Consider the following 17,937-nt stretch of genomic DNA (forward strand, 5'->3'; position numbering starts at 1 on the left):
GCGTAATGCTTGGCCGCAGGAAGATCGTAGACACGCTGTTCTCGCACGAGGCGGATCGCAAGCTGATCCCGACCCTGAGTTGGCCGCACCTTATGGCCATGGGCGTCGGCGCCATCGTCGGCACCGGCATCTACACCCTGACAGGCGTGGGCGCTGACCGGGCCGGTCCCGCCGTCATCCTGGCCTTCGCCATCGCCGGCGCCATCTGCGCCTGCGCGGCCCTTGCCTACGCCGAATTGGCCACCGCCCTGCCCGCCGCCGGCAGCGCCTATACCTATTCCTATGTCGCCCTGGGCGAGACGGTGGCCTGGGTCATCGGCTGGAGCCTGGTGCTCGAATATTCCGTCGCCTGCAGCGCCGTCGCCGCCGGATGGTCGGCCTATGTCTCCGGCCTGATCCAGGCCATGAACATCCCCATACCCGACGCCCTTCTCGCGGGACCACATGCGGGCGGGATCGTGAACCTTCCGGCAGTGCTGATCTCTCTGGCCGTGACCGCCCTGCTGGTGGTCGGCGCCAAGGAAAGCGCGACCGTGAACCTGGTGCTGGTGGGCGTGAAGCTGGTAGCCCTGGCCGCCTTCGTCGGCTTCACCATGTGGTACATCAAGCCGGAGAATTTCGAGCCCTTCATGCCCTACGGCTTCGCCGCCCATTCGGTGGATGGCGCGATGAAGGGGGTCATGGCGGCCGCGGCCATCGTGTTCTTCGCCTTCTTCGGGTTCGACGCCGTCTCGACCTCGGCCGAGGAAGCCAAGAATCCTGGCCGCGACCTGACCATCGGCATCATCGGCTCCATGGCCCTTTGCACCATCATCTACATGGCCGTGGCTGCCTGCGCCGTCGGCGCGTGGCCGTTCCAGGAATTCGCCAAGAGCGGCGAGCCCTTGGCCTTCGTTCTGCGCAGCCTGGGCCATCCGGTGGCCGGCACGCTGATCGCCGCCGCCGCGATCATCGCCCTGCCCACCGTCATTCTGGTGATGATGTTCGGCCAGAGCCGCGTCTTCTTCGTCATGGCGCGCGACGGCTTGCTGCCGCGCGGTCTGTCGAAAGTGCATCCCAAGTTCGGCACTCCCACGACCATCACCATCATCACCGGCTGCTTCGTGGCCGCCGTGGCCGGCTTCTTCCGCCTGGATGAAATCGCCGAGCTGTCGAACGCCGGCACCCTGGCCGCCTTCGTCGCCGCCGCGGTCTGTATGATGGTGATGCGCAAGACCCACCCCGACCTGCCCCGCGTCTTCCGCTGCCCCCTGCCGTGGGTCGTCGGGCCGCTGACTATCGCTGGCTGTCTCTACCTGTTCGTCAGCCTGCCGCCCTCGACCATGCTGCGCTTTCTGGCTTGGAACGTGATCGGTCTGGCGATCTACTTCTTCTACGGCCGTCGCCACAGCGCGCTGGCTGGTGCAAAGAAGCCTGCATGAGCATCGTCGTCCGCACCCTCTCCGACCAGGTCTACGGGCTCGTCCGCGAACGCATCCTGTCGGGCCAGATCGCGCCCGGCGGTGTGATCCGCCAGGACGCCCTGGCCGCCGAGCTGGGGGTCAGCAAGATTCCCCTGCGCGAGGCCATGGCCCGGTTGGAGCAGGACGGACTTCTGACCTCTCACGCCAACCGCGGCTTCTTCGTCGCGCCGCTCAGCGCTGGCGAGGCCGAGGAGGTCTTCGCCCTGCGCCTGAAAATTGAGCCGGAGGCAGCGGCCCTCGCTTCGCAACGGGCCGACGACGATGATCGCGTCGCGGCCCGTATGGCCCTGATGGCCATGGGCGCCCAGACCGACCAACAGGCGCCGGAGGCGGTTCACCTGAACCGCGAGTTCCACATGGGCATGGTGCGCCCCAGCGGCCTAATGGTGACCACCCAACTGATCGAGCGGCTGCATGTCTTGGCCGAGCGTTATGTGCGCGTGCATCTGGAGCCCCGGGAGCGTCACCTTCGCGCGGCCGACGAGCACCACGCCCTGCTCGAGGCCTGGCTGGCCGGCGACGCCGTCACGGTCGAGCGCCTAGTCCACGACCACATCGCCGGCGCCCTTACCGACCTGCGCGAGCAGCTCGGGCGGGCGGCCGACTGAATGCTCCAAAACACCTGAAACGGGGACGAGATGAGAAGCTTTCTGAGCGCCGCGGCCATGTCGGCGGCCATCCTGATGTGCGGCACGTCCGTCCACGCCCAGACCGCCGCCGACACCCAGTTCGAAGCGATCTACAAACGCGAATGGGCCTGGCGTCAGGCCGAACTCAGCGGCGAGGTCGATGAGGACAGCCAGGGCGCCGTCTCCCCCCGCCTGCCCAAGATCGACGCCGCCACCCAGACCGCCCGCCTGAAGTACTGGCAGGACGTCGATGCGCAGCTGAACGCGATCAAGACCGCCGACCTCTCGCCCGAAGCGGCCGTGAACTTCGCGGTCTACAAGGCGCAGATCGAAGTGCTGATCGCCAACCAGCGCTACCGGGACTACGAAAAGCCGCTCAACGCCGACACCGCCTTCTGGAGCAACCTGTCGGGGGTCGCCCGCCGGCAGATGAAGACCGAGAAGGACTACCGCAACTACATCGCGCAGCTGAACGACTTCCCGCGCTATTTCGATGAGCAGATCGTCAATATGCGCGCGGGTCTGAAACGCGGCTTCACCCCGCCGAAGGTCACGCTCCAGGGCCGCGATTCCGGCATCATCTCGGTGACCGACGCCAAGTCGGTTGAAGACGTCGCCTACTACGCGCCGTTCAAGACGTTCCCCGCCAACTTCTCGCCGGAGCTTCAGGCCGAGCTGCGGACCCAGGGCGCGGCGGCCGTGAAGAACGGGGTCCTGCCGGCCTACGGCAAGCTGAAGACCTTCTATCAGACCGAGTATGAGCCCAAGGCCCGCACCGAGTTGGGCGCGGTGACCCTTCCGGATGGCCCCGCCTACTACCAGGCCAAGATCAAGGAGTTCACGACCCTCGACCTGACCGCCGACCAGATTCACGAGATCGGCCGCAAGGAGGTCGCCGCGATCAACGCGCGCATGAAGGAGGTCATGGCCCAGACCGGCTTCAAGGGCGACCTGCAGCAGTTCCTGACCTTCCTGCGCACCGACCCGCAGTTCTACGCCAAGACGCCGGAAGAGCTGCTGATGCGGGCGGCGTGGATTTCCAAGAAGTTCGACGGCAAGGCCGAGCAGTACTTCGGCTACCTGCCGCGCAAGCGCTTCGCCATCATCCCGGTGCCGGCGGACATCGCGCCCTTCTACACCTCGGGCCGGGGCGGGCCGGGCGTCTATCTGGTCAACACCTACAACCTGCCGGCGCGAGGGCTCTACTCCCTGCCGGCGCTGACCCTGCACGAGTCCGCGCCGGGCCACGCCTTCCAGATGCCCTTGGCGGCCGAGCAGCAACAGCCGGACTTCCGCCGCAAGAGCTACATCTCGGCCTTCGGCGAGGGCTGGGCCCTCTACACCGAGAAGCTGGGTGAAGAGATGGGCATGTACGAGACGCCCTACGAACTGTTCGGCATGTTGAGCTACCAGCAGTGGCGCGCCTCGCGCCTGGTCGTCGACACCGGCATCCACGCCAAGGGCTGGACCCGCAAGCAGGCCCAGGACTTCCTGGCCGAGAACACCGCGCTGGCGCAGCACGAGATCACCACCGAGGTGGATCGCTACATCGCTTGGCCAGGCCAGGCCCTGTCCTATTATCTGGGTGAGATGGAGATCGTGAACGCTCGCGCCCGCGCGGAGAAGGCCCTTGGCCCGAAGTTCGACATCCGCAACTTCCACGACACGGTGCTGCAGCTGGGCTCGGTGACCCTGCCTGTGCTCAACGCCCGGATCGACCGGTTCATCGCCGAGGGCGGCCCCAGCCCCTATACGCAGGCCGACCTCGACCGGCCCTGAGCCTCTCGGGCACGACAAAAAGGAAGGGCGGAGACTTCAGGTCTCCGCCCTTTTTCGTTGGCTACTGCGCTTCGCTCTGCGCGGTCGGCACCGGCTTGAAGTCCCGCACGAAGCGGTCCAGCAGGCGCACGCCATAGCCCGTCGCGCCCTTGGGCACAGTCGGCTGTTCGCTGTCGGCCCAGGCCGTCCCAGCGATATCGATGTGCGCCCAGGGCTGATCGGGGCTGACGAAGAAGCCAATGATCTGCGCGCCCAGGCCGGCGCCCGGACCCGGCTCGCCGGTGTTCTTGATGTCGGCGATGTCGGACTTCACGCGCTCGGCGTAGGACGGGTGCATCGGCAAACGCCAGACCGCCTCGCCAGAGGTCTTGCCCGCCGCGTCCAGTTGCTCGGCCAGGCCGTCGTGACGGCTGAACACGCCGGCGTAGTCGGAGGCCAGGGCCCCGACCACCGCGCCCGTCAGGGTGGCGACATCGACGATGGCGGCCGGCTTGTAGCGCTTCTCGGCCCAGGCCACGCCGTCGGCCAGGACCAGGCGACCCTCGGCGTCGGTGCTCCAGATCTCGATCGTCTTGCCGGTCATGGTCTTGAGCACGTCGCCGGGGCGGATGGCCGCGCCGTCGGGCATGTTCTCGGCCAGGGCGGCGATCGCCACCACGTTCACGGGTGCCTTGGACTTGGCAAGGGACAGCACCGTTCCGGCCACCGCCGCGGCGCCAGCCATGTCATCCTTCATCTTCCACATGCCAGGGTTCGGCTTGATCGAGATGCCGCCGCTGTCGAAGGTGATGCCCTTGCCCGCCAGGGCGACCGGTGCGGCCGGAGCGCCCGGACCCTTGTAGTGAACCGCCAGCATGCGGGGTGGACGCTTGGAACCCATGCCGACGCCGAGGATGGCGCCCATGCCTTCCTTCTCCATGGCCGGCACGTCGAGAACCTCGATGGTCACGCCTGGCACGCCTTCGAAGGCCTTGCGAGTGCGGGCCACGAACTCTTCGGGATAGAGCGCGTTGGCCGGCTCGGTGACGAGGTCGCGGGTGAAGGCCACGGCCTCGACCAGAGCCTGGCCGTCTCGGTCCCAGGCGGCCTTGGCGGCGCTGGCGTTCGCGGTCACCACCGTCACGGGCGCGGGCTTTTCGGGCTTGCGGTCGGCCGGGTCGGCGGCGGGCTGCTTATAGACGTCGAAGCTATAGCCCGCGAGGCTGGCGCCCACGGCGATCTGGGCCGCGTCGGCCACGCCGTCAGCGGCGATCGAGACGGGGCCTGTTTCCTTCAGCGTCTGCTTGGCGGCGGCGCCGCCCAGGTCCTGCGCCTTGGCCGCCGTCAGCGGCTTGGAGCCCGTACCCAACACCACGATCTGGTCGTAGGCGCCGATCCCGCGCAGGGACAGCACGGCCTTGGGCTTGTAGGTGAACTTGGCGGCGGTCAGCGCCTTGGCCACAGCGGCGCGCGAGGCGGCGTCCAGAGCTGCGCCCCGCGTCTCAAGATCCGCCGCCGAAGACAGCGGCAGGACCAGCGCGCCGGTCGGAGCGGCCTGGGTGGCGAAGGTGACGGGACGGGCCGCTTGCGCGGCGGTGGCGATTGCGGCGACGGCCGCGGCGGCGAGAAGACTCGCCGTCAGGCGTTTCATGGATAGCTCCCAGTATTGTTCAGCAGAGCCCTTTATGGAGCGCCGGGAACAATCAGGGCAATGCAGGTCGTGCGGTTTGGGGGTCTTTAGCGGCCCGAGCGAGGTGTCTTGACCTTGCTGAGAGCACTGAACATGGCCTTCAGCTCGGTACGGGCCTCGGTATTGTCAGCGACCAGCTTGACCACCGGTTCAGGCGCGGGCGCCGGCTCGGGCGACCAGGCCCGCAGCAGCTTTCCGCCGCCGGTCGGCGCCGCGGCCGGAGCGGCCTTGGCCGCTGACGTATCCTCGCGCTTTCGGGCGAGCTTCTTCACGTCGGCCACGGTGGCCGCTTCCTCGTCCTGGAGGGCGAGGTCGAAGCTTTTGTAGCCCAGCTCAGGCTGGGCTATCCGGCGGAATAGTTCGCTGACGTCTTCACTGGCGTCTTTCGCCATTTCGGGGCCTCGCGTCTTCGCTCCACCCTTAAGCGTACCGCGAACCGCGGCAGTTCCCAAGGTTGCGGCTCGCTTCCACGCCATCACATTCCCCTCAGGAAGCCCTGGTCAGGCCTGATCGTCCGGTTCGACCCCATTCAATAAGCACGGCTTTGGCCTAAAGCGCTAGTATTCTCAAACATCTAGCCGCCGCGCTTCATCGTCTCCCGCGCGATCACCAACTGCTGAATCTGACTGGTGCCCTCATAGATGCGGAAGATGCGCACATCGCGATACAGGCGTTCGATGCCGTAGTCGGCGACATAGCCCGCCCCGCCGAAGATCTGCACCGCTCGGTCGGCGACCCGGCCAACCATCTCGGAAGCAAATAGCTTGGCGGCCGCGGCCTCCAGGGTCACCGCCACGCCGCTGTCGCGCTTGCGGGCGCTCTCCAGCACCAGCGCGCGAGCGGCCAGGGACTCGGTCTTGGAGTCGGCGATCATCGCCTGGATCAGCTGGAAGCTGGCGATGGGCTGGCCAAACTGCTTACGTTCGGCGGCATAGGCCACGCAGTCGGCGATCAGGCGCTCAGCCACGCCCACGCAGACGGCGGCGATATGCAGACGGCCGCGGTCCAGCACCTGCATGGCGACCTTGAAGCCCTCGCCCTCCTCGCCCAGCCGCATCTTGGCCGGCACCCGGACGTTGTCGAAGGTCACGTCGTGGATGTGGGCGCCCTGCTGGCCCATCTTCTTCTCGGGCTTGCTGACCGACAGGCCCGGCAGATCGCGCGGCACGATGAAGGCGCTGACTCCCGAACCGCCCTTTGAGTCTGGATTGGTGCGGGCCATCACCGTGAACAGCCCCGCCTTGCCAGCGTTGGTGATGTAGCGCTTGCCGCCATTGAGGATGTAGTCGTCACCGTCCCGCGTCGCCCGCGTCTGCACCGCCGCCGAGTCCGATCCGGCTTCCGGTTCGGTCAGGGCGAAAGAGGTGATCACTTCGCCGGACGCGATCCTTGGCAGCCATTCGGCCTTCTGAGCGTCGGTGCCGAACATGGCCAGGCCCTGGCTCCCGATGCCCACATTGGTGCCGAACACAGAGCGGAAGGCCGGCGAGGTGCGGCCCAGCTCGAAGGCGACCAGCGCCTCTTCCTCCATGGAAAGGCCGAGCCCGCCGTATTCCTCGTCGATGGACAGACCGAACAGGCCCAGATCGCGCATCTCGCCGATCACATCCTCGGGGACCGCGTCGTCCTCGGCCACCTGGGCTTCCAGCGGGCGCAGGCGTTCGGCCACGAAGCGGCGCACACCTTCGATCAGCTGCTCGCGGGTTTCCAGATCCAGGGCCATACGTCCTCCTTCGCTCTAAAACAGGCGTTTGAACTCACGTTAGAGCGCGACGGCGTCAAGGTGAAGGGGCTGCACGCCGCGTCGCCCCCCGAGTCACGTTGCCGCACCGCCTTTTCGTAACGGTCAAGTTTGGTTACTCGGAGTGTGTGGAGGCACAATTCATGCGCAAGCTCATCGCCCTAGGCACCCTGGCGGTCGCCGCCATTGGGACTTCGGCTCACGCCGAGGCCGGTTGGATCTGTCAGTTGCAGTCCAAGGGCGGCCGCAATCCGGCCTATGCCGAATCCCTTCATAAGTACGCTGTGGTGGGCGACCGCCTTCAGCTCATCGAGGATGGCGTCGAGCAAGTCCGCACAGTGCAGACCAGCTACCGCATCGTCGAGAATGACGTGCGCGCCCTGACCGCCATCAACGCCACCGCCTCCATGAACGAAGCCCCCGTCGAAGGCATGCCCGCCGTCGCCATGCGCGGCACGCCCCTGGCCGAGGTGGTCACGCTGAACAAGCGCACCGGCGTCCTGACCCGCGCCGTCATCGTCGCCGACAACACCAATATCCAGGCGCAACGCGGGACCTGCCGGGCCTACTGAGCCCTTGGGGGCTCGACGGAAAGCGCGGCATGAGCCACTGATGACACCGGTTACTCGCGATCAACGCGAGAGCCAGCGTCAGTGGAGGAAGCCATGATCCAGACCCCCGATCGCCGCCAGATCCTGGCCCTGGGCGCTACCGCCGTGGTGGCGACACCCTCCTCCGTCCTCGCTCAGAACTCGTCAGATGCAGCGCTGAAGGGGCTGCTGGACGAGATGGCCGCATCTCCTGAAGCGTTGCGCAAGACGGCCGCCGAAAACATCGCGCGGCTCGACGCCTTTCCGCCGCAGGGCCTGTCGCTATCGGCGCGGCTCGACCGTCAGTCCGTTCTGGACCTACTCGGCGCCTGGGCCGCCACCGACCGGCTGTTCCCGGACGGCGCACCGAAGGCGGGTTCCGCGCGCGGCGTCCATTACACCCTAGCCGTCCGCGCCGCAGGCGGTCCCCGCATCGCCCCCCACGACGTCCAGCGGCTGACTGGCGACCTGATCGGGTCACTTAATGCCGAAGCCGACGCCCTGTTGAAGGCGCAGGGTCTTGGTGATGGTTCGGTGGCCCACCGCCTCCAGACCATGATGACCATGGAGGGGCAGCTTTACCCCGACAGCGACGCCGGCCGCGATCAGGTGGTCGCCGACATGAACGCCAGTCTCGCCAAGGTGCGCTTGCGCCTAGACAGGGCCTTCGATCGCCTCCCGCCCGCAAACCTGCGCGTGTCGCGGATGAGCCCCGCCGACGAAACCGCCGGACGTGCCGGCTATCGCGACGCTGCGCTCGGCGCCTATTTCGTCGATCTCAAGAACGTTCGCGCCCGACCGCGCTGGACCTTGCCGTCGGTCGCCTTCCACGAGGTCAGCCCCGGGCACCTGCTGCAGCTCGCCCAGCCGGCCAATCCCCATCCTCTGCGCGTCCGCGCGGCCGCGGGCTATTCCGAAGGCTGGGCGATCTATGGCGAGCAGTTGGCGGATGAGCTGGGCCTGTACAGCAACGACCCCCTGGGTCGCCTGGGCTACCTGCACTGGATGCTGTTCCGAACCGCGCGCATGGCGGCGGATTGCGGCATCCACAGCCAGGGCTGGAGTCGCGACCAAGCTTTGTCAGAAATGCGCCGCATCCAGGGGCCCGCCATCGCCTTCACGACCTTGGAGCGCGACGTGGACCAGATCGCCCGCAACCCCGGCCAGACGACCGCCCAGGCCCTCATGTGGCGCGAGATGGTCCGTCTGCGCCAAGCTCACAAACGCAGAAAGGCGGGAAGGTTCGAGCTTCCCGCCTTCCATCGCATGATCATCGGCCATGGACCGGCGACAGCGCCGGCCCTGGCGTCAGCCTTGTCCTAGTTCTTGGCGCGGTAGCGGTCGAACCAGGCCAGGATGGCGTTGGTTCTCGCCGCCGACTGCGACGGACGCACCGCGTAGCTGCCGTGGCCGGCGCCTGGCACCTTCACCAAGGTGGTCGGCACCTTCCGCAGTTGCAGGGCGGCGTAATACTGCTCCGCCTCGCTGACAGGGGTGCGCATGTCCTGCTCGCCCACGACCACCAGGGTCGGGGTGTTCACATTGCCGACCAGGGAAAGCGGCGAGCGCTTCCAGTAGCCCTCCGGATCCTCCCACGGCATCTTGCCGAACCAGTACTTTGACTGGGTCACCGCGCCGTCACTGGTCAGGATCTGGCTGGTCCAGTTGATCACCGGCTTCTGCACGGCCGCCGCCTTGAAGCGGTTCGTCTTGCCAATGATCCAGGCGGTGAGCACGCCGCCGCCCGAACCTCCGGTGACGAACAGGTTGTCGGGATCGACGAAGCCCTTGGCGATCGCCGCATCCACGGCGCTGATCAGGTCGTCATAGTCCTGGCTCGGATAGTTGTGGTGGATCAGGTTGGCGAACTCCTCGCCGTAGGAGGTCGATCCGCGCGGGTTGGTGTAGAGCACCACATAGCCGGCGGCGGCGTAGAGCTGCACATCGGTGGCGAACGCGGGGCCATAGGCCGCGAACGGGCCGCCGTGAATTTCCAGGATCAGCGGGTACTTCTTGGACGGATCGAAGTTCGGCGGCGTGGCGAGCCAGGCGCCGACCGGGCGCTGGTCGAAGGACGACTTCACGGCCAGCGGCTCGACCTTGGCCAGGGTTTTGCCGGCGAACAGGCTCTGGTTCAGGCGGGTGAACTGACGGACCTTGCCGCCCTGCACCACCGCGATGTCCGACGGCTGGTTGGCTGTACCGACGGTGACGGCGATGGCGCCGTTGTCGGCGACGCTGAACGCCCCGCCGCTGTAGGGACGATCCATGCCTTCGCCCGTTAATCCCGTGGCTACGGTCGAGAAGCGGCCATCCAGGGTGACGCGGCCGACCTTGGTCATGCCTTCGTCGTCATAGTCCACATAGATGCTCTTGCCGTCCGCCGACCACTGCGGCCCGCCGACGCTGCGATCGAGCGATCCGGTCAGCACGCGGCTGTTGGAGCCGTCGGCGTTCATCACGTAGAGCCGGCGATTGTGATAGCCCATCAGCTTGTCGTCATAGCCGGTATAGGCGATCAGCTTGCCGTCGGGCGATACGGTGGGCTCGTCGTCCGGCCCGTTGCGGTTAGTCAGGGCCGTCAGCGTCCCGTCGGCGGCCGACAGCTTGTAGACCTCCGAATTGCCATTTCGCCGCCAGTCGTCCCCCCGCCGCGCGCTGAGCAGGATCGAGCGGCTGTCCGGCGTCCAGGACAGCGGGCTGCGGTCGTCGAAATCGCCGAACGTAAGCTGACGCGGCGCGCCGCCGTCCGCCGAGACGGTGAATACATGGGTGAAGCCGGTGCGCAGGATGCCCTGGCCGTCGGCCTTGTAATTGATCTCTGTCGTGACCTTCAGCGGCTCCGCCCACTGGGCGCCTTCCGGCTTGGTCAGCGGCGCACCCAGGCGCGGGGCGTCCGACGGCACGAACATGGAGAAGGCTATGGTCTGGCCGTCCGGCGACCATGCGATCGAGCCGGGCGATTGCGGCAGGGACGCCACGCGCACGGACTCGCCGGTGGCGATCCAGCGGACGAAGATCTGAGGGCGGCCGTCCTCCGCCGAGGAGACGTAGGCCAGACGCTTGCCGTCCGGCGACCAGCGCGGGCTGCCGTGCGAACCGGCGCCGGCCACCAGCGGGCTGTGCGCGCCGGTGGCGGTGTCGATGGTCCAGATCGCGCGCTTGGCGCGGTCGGTCATGATGTCGTAGCTGTTGCGGACATAGACGACGGTCTTGCCGTCGGCGCTGATCTGCGGGTCGCCCGCATATTCCAGGCCGAAGATGTCGGACGGCTGGAAGATTCTCGACGGCGCCTCAGCCGGCGCGGCCGCGGCAGGTGAAACGGTGGCCAACAGCAGCAAGGCCGCAAGCGATGCACGACGCATTTTTAGCGTACTCCCCAAGGAACAGGGTGCGGACACTAGATCGTATACGGAACTTGTGGAGTCGGTTTGCGACAGACCGGCGAATAAAACCCCGCTTCGCGACCTACGCGGGCGAAACGCGGTCTGACAGCGTGATGATCATGACCCGCTCCAGCCCCTGCGGCCGATAGTCGGCGAAGGTCTCCCCTCCGAACTCCCTCAGGATGCTGGACTCGATCAGGCGTGAGCCGAAACCTGTTCCGGTCGGCTTAGCCACTTGGGGGCCGCCCTTTTCCCGCCAGACGATCTTCAGCCTGTCGCCCTCCACGGACCACCGCACATCCACCACCCCGTCCAGGGTGCTCAGCGCGCCGTACTTCGAAGCGTTCGTCGCCAGTTCGTGGAACACCATGCTGAGCGTCACGGCGGCGTTGGGGGCCAGATGAATCTTCGGTCCGTCCGCCCGGGCGCGCGCGCCGTAGGGCTCAAGCGTCTGGGTCACCACCCCATCCAGCTCGGCGTTCTCCCACGCCCGCCGGGTCAGCAGGTCATGCGCTCGCGACAGGGCCGCCAGGCGGTCGGCGAAGGCTTCGAACCCCGGCCGATCGTGGCCGCGACCCAGGCTTTGCCAAGCCAGGGACTGCACCGTCGCCAGGGTGTTCTTCACCCGATGGTTCAGTTCGTTGATCATAACCTGCTGGCGCGCATCGGCGGCCTCGCGTTCGCTTTCGCGATCCGCCAGGGCGATCGACGCCTCGCGAAGGGCGTCCCGCACCTCGGCCGTCTCGAAAAGGTCGCGCGGGCGGTTCTGCACGACCCCGCCTCGTCCGATGGCGGCGGCATCGCCCATCAGGCTGACCACCTCGCGCGAAATACGGCGCGACACCAGGACCGCCGCCACGATCCCGACCGCCAGCAGGGTCAGGAACGCCATCGAGAGCAGGGTCAGAGATCGGATGATCGCGCCGTTCAGGTCCGACCGCGGCACCCCGACGATGAAGGCCCAGCCATAGGTCGGCGATCGGGCGAAGCTGGACAGGGTCGGCGTGCCGTCCAGGGTCTTGCTGTAGATCACGCCCTGCTCGGCCTTGCTCATGGCCGCCTGCATGTCGCGGCTGGCCTGACGGCCGAGATACTTTTCCGCATCTTTCGAACGGGCGACCACGGCGGATCGACGATCGACGATCGTCCCCGTCCAGGTGGCGGGCAGCTTCTGGGCGTTGAAAATCGACTGGAAGGCGCTGGGCTCCTGGATGAAACCCAGAGCGTAGAGCTTGCCGTCCACGCGCACCGGCATGCCGATGACGATGATCGGACGGTTAGCGAAGGGGCCCGTATAAAGGTTGGACACCACCGTCCGGCCCGCCTGCAGGATCGGCAGTCCTTGTTGCGGAATGCCGATCATGGGCAGCGGCGCGCCTGGCGGAGCGGCCGTATTGAGTAGTTGCCGTTGCTCGTCCAACAGGATGATCCAGCCGCCTCGCTGCGCCACGGCGGCCCTCGCTTGTCGCTCGAACGTCGCGAAGTCGCCCTCGGCCAGTGCGGGGGATACGGCCAGAGCCTGCAGCGTCGCGGTGCCCTGTGCGATCTGGCGATCGGTGGCGACAGCCAGGGCGCGGGTCATGTTCACCAGCTGCTCTTCGAAGCGACGGCGGCTGTTGTTGTACTCCGTCTGGACCAACAGCCCCATGAAGACGAGCGCAGGCGCGATCAGGCTGATCGTCATCAGCAGGAGACGTCGACGCACTGTCGGCGCCGGCTTGACCTTCTGTTCCGCCACGTCCGACTTCAAAGCTCCCGTCCGACAAGTCGAGCGTCCAGACACACACGCCCAACTTGTGTGGTCAAGGCGGATCAGGCCTTGGCCTGGTCCTGAACCTGGGCGGTGACAAGGGCGGTCATGTTGACCACGCCCCGCGCCGTGACGCTTGGGACCAGGGCATGCAGGGGCTTCGACAGACCCAGCATCAGCGGCCCCACGATCTGGCTTTCCGTCGCCGCGCTCAGCAGGGTCAGGGCGATGTTGGCCGCATCTAGGCTGGGCATGATCAGCAGGTTGGCCGAGCCGCTCAGCGGACTGCTGGTTACGAACCGGCCACGCAGCGCCTCGCTCAGAGCCGCGTCGGCGTGCATCTCGCCATCGACCTCCAGATCCGGGGCCCGCTCGCGGATCAGGCCCAGGGCCTGGCGCATCTTGCGGGCGGTGGGCGAATTGGAGGCCCCGAAGCTGGAATGCGACAGCAGGGCCGCCTTGGGCGTCAGGCCAAACCGGCGCACGGCTTCGGCCGACAGCAGAGTCGACTCGGCGATCTGCTCCGCCGTTGGATCGACGTTCACATGGGTGTCGGTCAGGAACAGCGTGCCGCTGTTGAGGATGATCGCCGACAACGCGGAGACCCGATCCACGCCCTCACGTGCTGGCACGATGGGCAAGGCGTAGGTGACGTGCTTCCACCAGTCGCCCGCGCCGCCCACCAGGGCCGCGTCCACCAGCCCGGCCTTCAGCAACATCGCCGCCGCCACGGTCGGTCGTGTGGCCACGCGGCGCGCGGCGGCCAGAGGCGGCACGCCCTTGCGCGCGATCAGTTCCTGATAGTCCGCCACCAGCGGATCGAACACGTCGCTGTCCGCGCTGGGATCCATGACCTCGATATCGACGCCGATACGGAACCGCAGTCCCAGCGTCTTGGCTGTCGCCTCGATCACCGCGCGACGACCGATCAGCACCGGCTTGGCCAAGCCTTCGTCCACCACGGTCTGAACGGCGCGCAGAACACGTTCGTCCTCGCCCTCGGCATAGGCGACGCGGGCCGGCGACTTGCGGGCGCGCTCGAACACCGGGCGCATCAGCTGGCCGGAGCGATAGACGAACTGCTCCAGCTCATTGCGATAGGCATCGAAATCCTTGATCGCGCGGGTGGCCACGCCGCTGTCCATGGCGGCGCGCGCCACGGCGGGCGCGACTTCCAGGATCAGGCGCGGATCGAAGGGCTTGGGGATGATGTAATCGGGGCCGAACACCGGGGCCGAGCCATAGGCGCCGGCCACCACTTCGCTGGCCTCCACGCGAGCGAGCGAGGCGATCGCTTCGACCGCCGCGGCCTTCATCGCCTCGTTGATCTCGGTGGCGCCCACATCCAGCGCGCCCCGGAAGATAAAGGGGAAGCACAGGACGTTGTTGACCTGGTTGGGATAGTCTGACCGTCCCGTGGCCATGATCGCGTCCGGCCGCGCGGCGTTGACTAGCTCGGGCAGGATTTCGGGATCCGGATTGGCCATGGCCAGGATCAGCGGCTTGTCGGCCAGCAGCGGCAGCCATTCCGGCTTGAACACCCGAGGCGCCGAGAGGCCCAGGAACACGTCCGCGCCGGTGATGACCTCGCCCAGGGTGCGGGCGTCGGTCTTGCGGGCGTAACGCGCCATGTTCGGCGGCATGTTGGCCTGGCGGCCCTCATAGACCACGCCGTCAATGTCGGTCAGCGTGACGTTCTCAGCCGGCAGACCCATGGCCACCAGCAGGTCCACGCAGGCCAGGGCCGCCGCGCCGGCGCCCGAGGTCACCAGCTTGATCGACTTCAGATCCTTGCCCTGCAGGACCAAGGCGTTGCGCACCGCGGCCGCGCAGACGATGGCCGTACCGTGCTGGTCGTCGTGGAAGACCGGGATTTTCATCCGCTCGCGCAGGCGGCGCTCGATTTCGAAGCACTCCGGCGCCTTGATGTCTTCCAGATTGATGCCGCCGAAGGTCGGCTCCAAGGCCGCCACCACCTCGACGAACAGATCCGGGTCGAGGGCGTCCACCTCCAGGTCGAATACGTCGATCCCGGCGAACTTCTGGAAGAGGACGGCCTTGCCCTCCATCACCGGCTTGCCGGCCAGGGGGCCGATGTTGCCTAGGCCCAGCACCGCCGTGCCGTTGGAGATCACCGCGACCAGATTGCCGCGCGCCGTGTAGTCGCGCGCGCTGTCCGGATCGGCCACGATCGCCTCGCATGCGGCGGCCACGCCGGGCGAGTAGGCCAGGGCCAGATCATGCTGGGTGGCCATGCGCTTGGTCGGCTCGACCCTCAGCTTCCCCGGCCGGGGAAGGCGGTGATAGTCGAGTGCGGCCTTGCGGAAATCGTCTTTCATCGTCGCCCTGTCTGACTGCGCCGGCTTCTTGTTCGTCGGTCTGCGCCGACTGTAGCGGTTCCATCGCCGCCCGGCGCCGTTGGGGCAACCCCTCTTGTGCGACTGAACGCCGAAAACCCGGCATTGCCATCCGATACTTATTGCTATCCCATGCCCTCATGCGTGCCGCCTCGACGCTGCACGACGCCATAAAAGCCGTGGGAGGCAGGGTCATGAGGAAGCTTTTTGTGGCGGTCAGCCTGTGGGCGATCGCCGGCGCCGCCAATGCGGCGGTCATCACGGTCACGCCGGACGGCGACGCCCAGGAGAAGGTCCAGACCGCTCTGCTCGACGCCAAACCGGGCGACGTGGTCGAACTGGCGGCCGGCAAGTTCGTCTTCACCGACGGCCTGTCGCTGGACATCGACAACGTGACCGTCCGCGGCGCCGGTCCGGACAAGACGATCCTGTCCTTCGCCGGTCAGAAGGGGGCGGGCGAAGGCCTGCTGATCACCTCCGACAAGGTCACGGTCCGCGACCTCGCTGTCGAGGACAGCAAGGGTGATGGCCTGAAGGCCAAAGGCGTCGACCAGATCAGCTTCCTGAACGTCCGCGTCGAATGGTCGGGAGGCCCTAAGGAAAGCAACGGCGCCTACGGCGTCTATCCGGTCAGCTCCACCAACGTCCTGATCGACCGGGCCGTGGTGCGCGGCGCGTCTGACGCCGGCATCTATGTGGGCCAGTCCAAGAACATCATCGTCAAGAACAGCACCGCGGAATTCAACGTCGCGGGGATCGAGATCGAGAACTGCTATGGCGCCGACGTGTTCGACAACGTCGCCACCCGCAACGCCGGCGGCATCCTGGTCTTCGACATGCCCAGCCTGCCGCAGAAGAACGGCCATTCGGTCCGCGTCTTCCGCAACAAGGTGGTCAAGAACGACGTCGCCAACTTCGCGCCGAAGGGGAACATCGTCGCCTCTGTCCCCACCGGAACGGGCGTGATGGTGATGGCGAACCGCAATGTGCATGTCTATGGCAACGAGATCGACGACAACCAGACCGCCGCGGTCATGCTGGTCGCGTTCCAGAAGGAGTACGACGACGCCGATTATAATCCCCTGCCCCGCGAGGTGGTGGTGCGGGATAACAAGATCGGCAAGAACGGTTTCGCCCCGCAGTTTCCCGGCGGCGCCGAATTGGCCCAGGCGGTCGGCGGTGTGATCCCGCCGATCCTGTGGGACGGCGTGACGACCTATTCCAAGGGCGCGGAGAAGGTCTCCATTCCAGCCAACATGCGCCTGACCGACGGGCCGGTGCTGAACCTGCATCTGGCGGGTCCGGCCGCCATGGACACCGCCAAGCCTGGCGTCGATGCGACAGTCGAAGCAGGCGCCGCCATCGCCGAACCCCCGGCCGTGGTCCTTCCGGCGGAACAGGCCAAGCTCGCCCCGTGAGCCGCCTGCGCGTCATCGTCATCGCCGCCGTCGGCCTGCTGGCCCTGACAGCGGCGAGCCCGCCCGCCCCGGTAGCCGCCGACCTGCTGCTGGCCGAGGCGCCAGCCCAGACCCTTGATGCGTATGGACTTTTCACCGACGCGGCCGCGCGTCGTCCGGCGGCGGGGGTGACGCCCTATGACCTGAACACCCCGCTGTTCAGCGACTATGCCGAGAAGTTTCGATACGTCTTCGTGCCGGCGGGGCGGAAGGTTCGCTATGCGGCGGAGGGAGCGCTGGAGTTCCCGGTCGGGACGGCCCTGATCAAGACCTTCGCCTACCCCGCCGATTTCCGCCGACCCAAGGAGGACATCCGCTTCGTCGAGACGCGCCTGCTGATCCGCAAGGCCAACGGCTGGGTCGCTCAAACCTATGTCTGGAACGCCGAGCAGACCAAGGCCGTGCTCAAGCGCGCGGGCGCCCGCATGGATGTGTCCTTCATCGACGCCCATGGCGCCGCGCAGACCATCGACTACGCTGTCCCCAACACCAACCAGTGCAAGGAATGTCATTCGACGGATAACGAGATCGCGCCGATCGGTCCGAAGGCTCGAAATCTCAACGGAGAATTCGACTACGGCGCCGCCGGTGATTTCGGCGACGCCGGCGACAAGAGCAACCAGCTAGCCCAATGGACGAAAATCGGCCTGCTGGAAGGCGCTCCTCCGCCCGCATCCATCCCCGCCACCCCTCGCTGGGATGATCCCAAGGCTCCGCTGGAAGGCCGCGCCCGCGCCTATCTCGACGCCAACTGCGCCCACTGCCACAACCCGCGCGGCATGGCCTCCAACAGCGGCCTGTTCCTGAACCTGGAAGAGCGACGCGCCAACCATCTAGGGATCGGCAAGAACCCTGTCGCGGCCGGTCGCGGCGCCGGCGGGCTGTCGGTGTCGATCAGGCCCGGCGACCCGGACGCCTCGATCCTTGCCTATCGCATGGCGTCGCGTGAACCCGGCGTGATGATGCCGGAACTGGGCCGCAGCGTGGTCCACCAGGAGGGCCTGGATCTGGTGCGGGCTTATATCGCGTCAATGAAGTGAGAGTGCGCGCTTCGAGACGCGCTATCGCGCTCCTCAGCATGACGAAGGTGGGTTGATCCCTGAATCCGTCATCCTG

At 66.9% G+C, this 17,937-nt stretch carries 13 protein-coding genes; 7 read left to right on the forward strand and 6 right to left on the reverse strand.

The window, feature by feature from the left end; genetic code table 11:
* The first annotated feature begins 5 nt into the window (after nt 1-5).
* The 3 genes from O5K31_RS11965 to O5K31_RS11975 are packed head-to-tail and all read left to right on the forward strand — an operon-like array spanning nt 6 to nt 3,871.
* The gene (locus tag O5K31_RS11965; RefSeq protein WP_269713826.1) at nt 6-1,421 is read left to right on the forward strand and encodes an amino acid permease; all 1,416 of its coding nucleotides are present in this window, start codon (nt 6-8) and stop codon (nt 1,419-1,421) included.
* The gene (locus O5K31_RS11970) at nt 1,418-2,071 is read left to right on the forward strand and encodes a GntR family transcriptional regulator (protein ID WP_269713827.1); all 654 of its coding nucleotides are present in this window, start codon (nt 1,418-1,420) and stop codon (nt 2,069-2,071) included. The genes O5K31_RS11965 and O5K31_RS11970 overlap by 4 nt, the downstream gene beginning before the upstream one ends.
* A 30-nt stretch (nt 2,072-2,101) precedes the next feature.
* A complete protein-coding gene (locus O5K31_RS11975) occupies nt 2,102-3,871 on the forward strand; it encodes a DUF885 domain-containing protein (protein ID WP_269713828.1) in 1,770 nt (589 codons plus the stop codon).
* A 61-nt stretch (nt 3,872-3,932) separates the two neighbouring features.
* Here the strand turns inward: O5K31_RS11975 and O5K31_RS11980 are convergent, their stop codons facing one another.
* The 3 genes from O5K31_RS11980 to O5K31_RS11990 form a co-directional block, all read right to left on the reverse strand.
* Entirely contained in the window at nt 3,933-5,501 is a 1,569-nt protein-coding gene (locus O5K31_RS11980; RefSeq protein WP_269713829.1) for a leucyl aminopeptidase, read from the reverse strand.
* A gap of 86 nt (nt 5,502-5,587) precedes the next feature.
* Nucleotides 5,588-5,932, reverse strand: coding sequence for a hypothetical protein (locus O5K31_RS11985; protein WP_269713830.1), 345 nt, complete (start codon nt 5,930-5,932; stop codon nt 5,588-5,590).
* Between the two features lie 182 nt (nt 5,933-6,114).
* Entirely contained in the window at nt 6,115-7,263 is a 1,149-nt protein-coding gene (locus O5K31_RS11990) for an acyl-CoA dehydrogenase family protein (RefSeq protein WP_269713831.1), read from the reverse strand.
* Between the two features lie 161 nt (nt 7,264-7,424).
* On the opposite strand from O5K31_RS11990, the gene O5K31_RS11995 reads away from it, so the two are divergent.
* The gene (locus O5K31_RS11995) at nt 7,425-7,853 is read left to right on the forward strand and encodes a hypothetical protein (protein WP_269713832.1); all 429 of its coding nucleotides are present in this window, start codon (nt 7,425-7,427) and stop codon (nt 7,851-7,853) included.
* A gap of 93 nt (nt 7,854-7,946) precedes the next feature.
* On the forward strand, nt 7,947-9,194 hold the full coding sequence (locus tag O5K31_RS12000; RefSeq protein WP_269713833.1) for a DUF885 family protein: 1,248 nt from the start codon (nt 7,947-7,949) through the stop codon (nt 9,192-9,194).
* Here O5K31_RS12000 and O5K31_RS12005 read toward each other — a convergent pair.
* From O5K31_RS12005 to O5K31_RS12015, 3 genes are all read right to left on the reverse strand, one after another.
* Nucleotides 9,191-11,236 carry a S9 family peptidase gene (locus tag O5K31_RS12005; protein WP_269713834.1) on the reverse strand — a complete coding sequence of 682 codons (2,046 nt, stop codon included), beginning with the start codon at nt 11,234-11,236 and terminating at the stop codon, nt 9,191-9,193. The genes O5K31_RS12000 and O5K31_RS12005 overlap by 4 nt on opposite strands.
* 103 nt (nt 11,237-11,339) lie before the next feature.
* Entirely contained in the window at nt 11,340-12,962 is a 1,623-nt protein-coding gene (locus O5K31_RS12010) for a sensor histidine kinase (RefSeq protein ID WP_332367258.1), read from the reverse strand.
* Nucleotides 12,963-13,069: 107 nt separating this feature from the next.
* Nucleotides 13,070-15,346 carry an NADP-dependent malic enzyme gene (locus O5K31_RS12015; protein WP_269713835.1) on the reverse strand — a complete coding sequence of 759 codons (2,277 nt, stop codon included), beginning with the start codon at nt 15,344-15,346 and terminating at the stop codon, nt 13,070-13,072.
* Between the two features lie 212 nt (nt 15,347-15,558).
* On the opposite strand from O5K31_RS12015, the gene O5K31_RS12020 reads away from it, so the two are divergent.
* The gene (locus tag O5K31_RS12020) at nt 15,559-16,782 is read left to right on the forward strand and encodes a parallel beta-helix domain-containing protein (protein WP_269713836.1); all 1,224 of its coding nucleotides are present in this window, start codon (nt 15,559-15,561) and stop codon (nt 16,780-16,782) included.
* Nucleotides 16,779-17,861, forward strand: coding sequence for an SO2930 family diheme c-type cytochrome (locus tag O5K31_RS12025; protein WP_269713837.1), 1,083 nt, complete (start codon nt 16,779-16,781; stop codon nt 17,859-17,861). The genes O5K31_RS12020 and O5K31_RS12025 overlap by 4 nt, the downstream gene beginning before the upstream one ends.
* The last annotated feature ends 76 nt before the right edge of the window (nt 17,862-17,937 follow it).

This window comes from Caulobacter sp. NIBR2454, assembly GCF_027474405.1.
Lineage (GTDB): Bacteria > Pseudomonadota > Alphaproteobacteria > Caulobacterales > Caulobacteraceae > Caulobacter.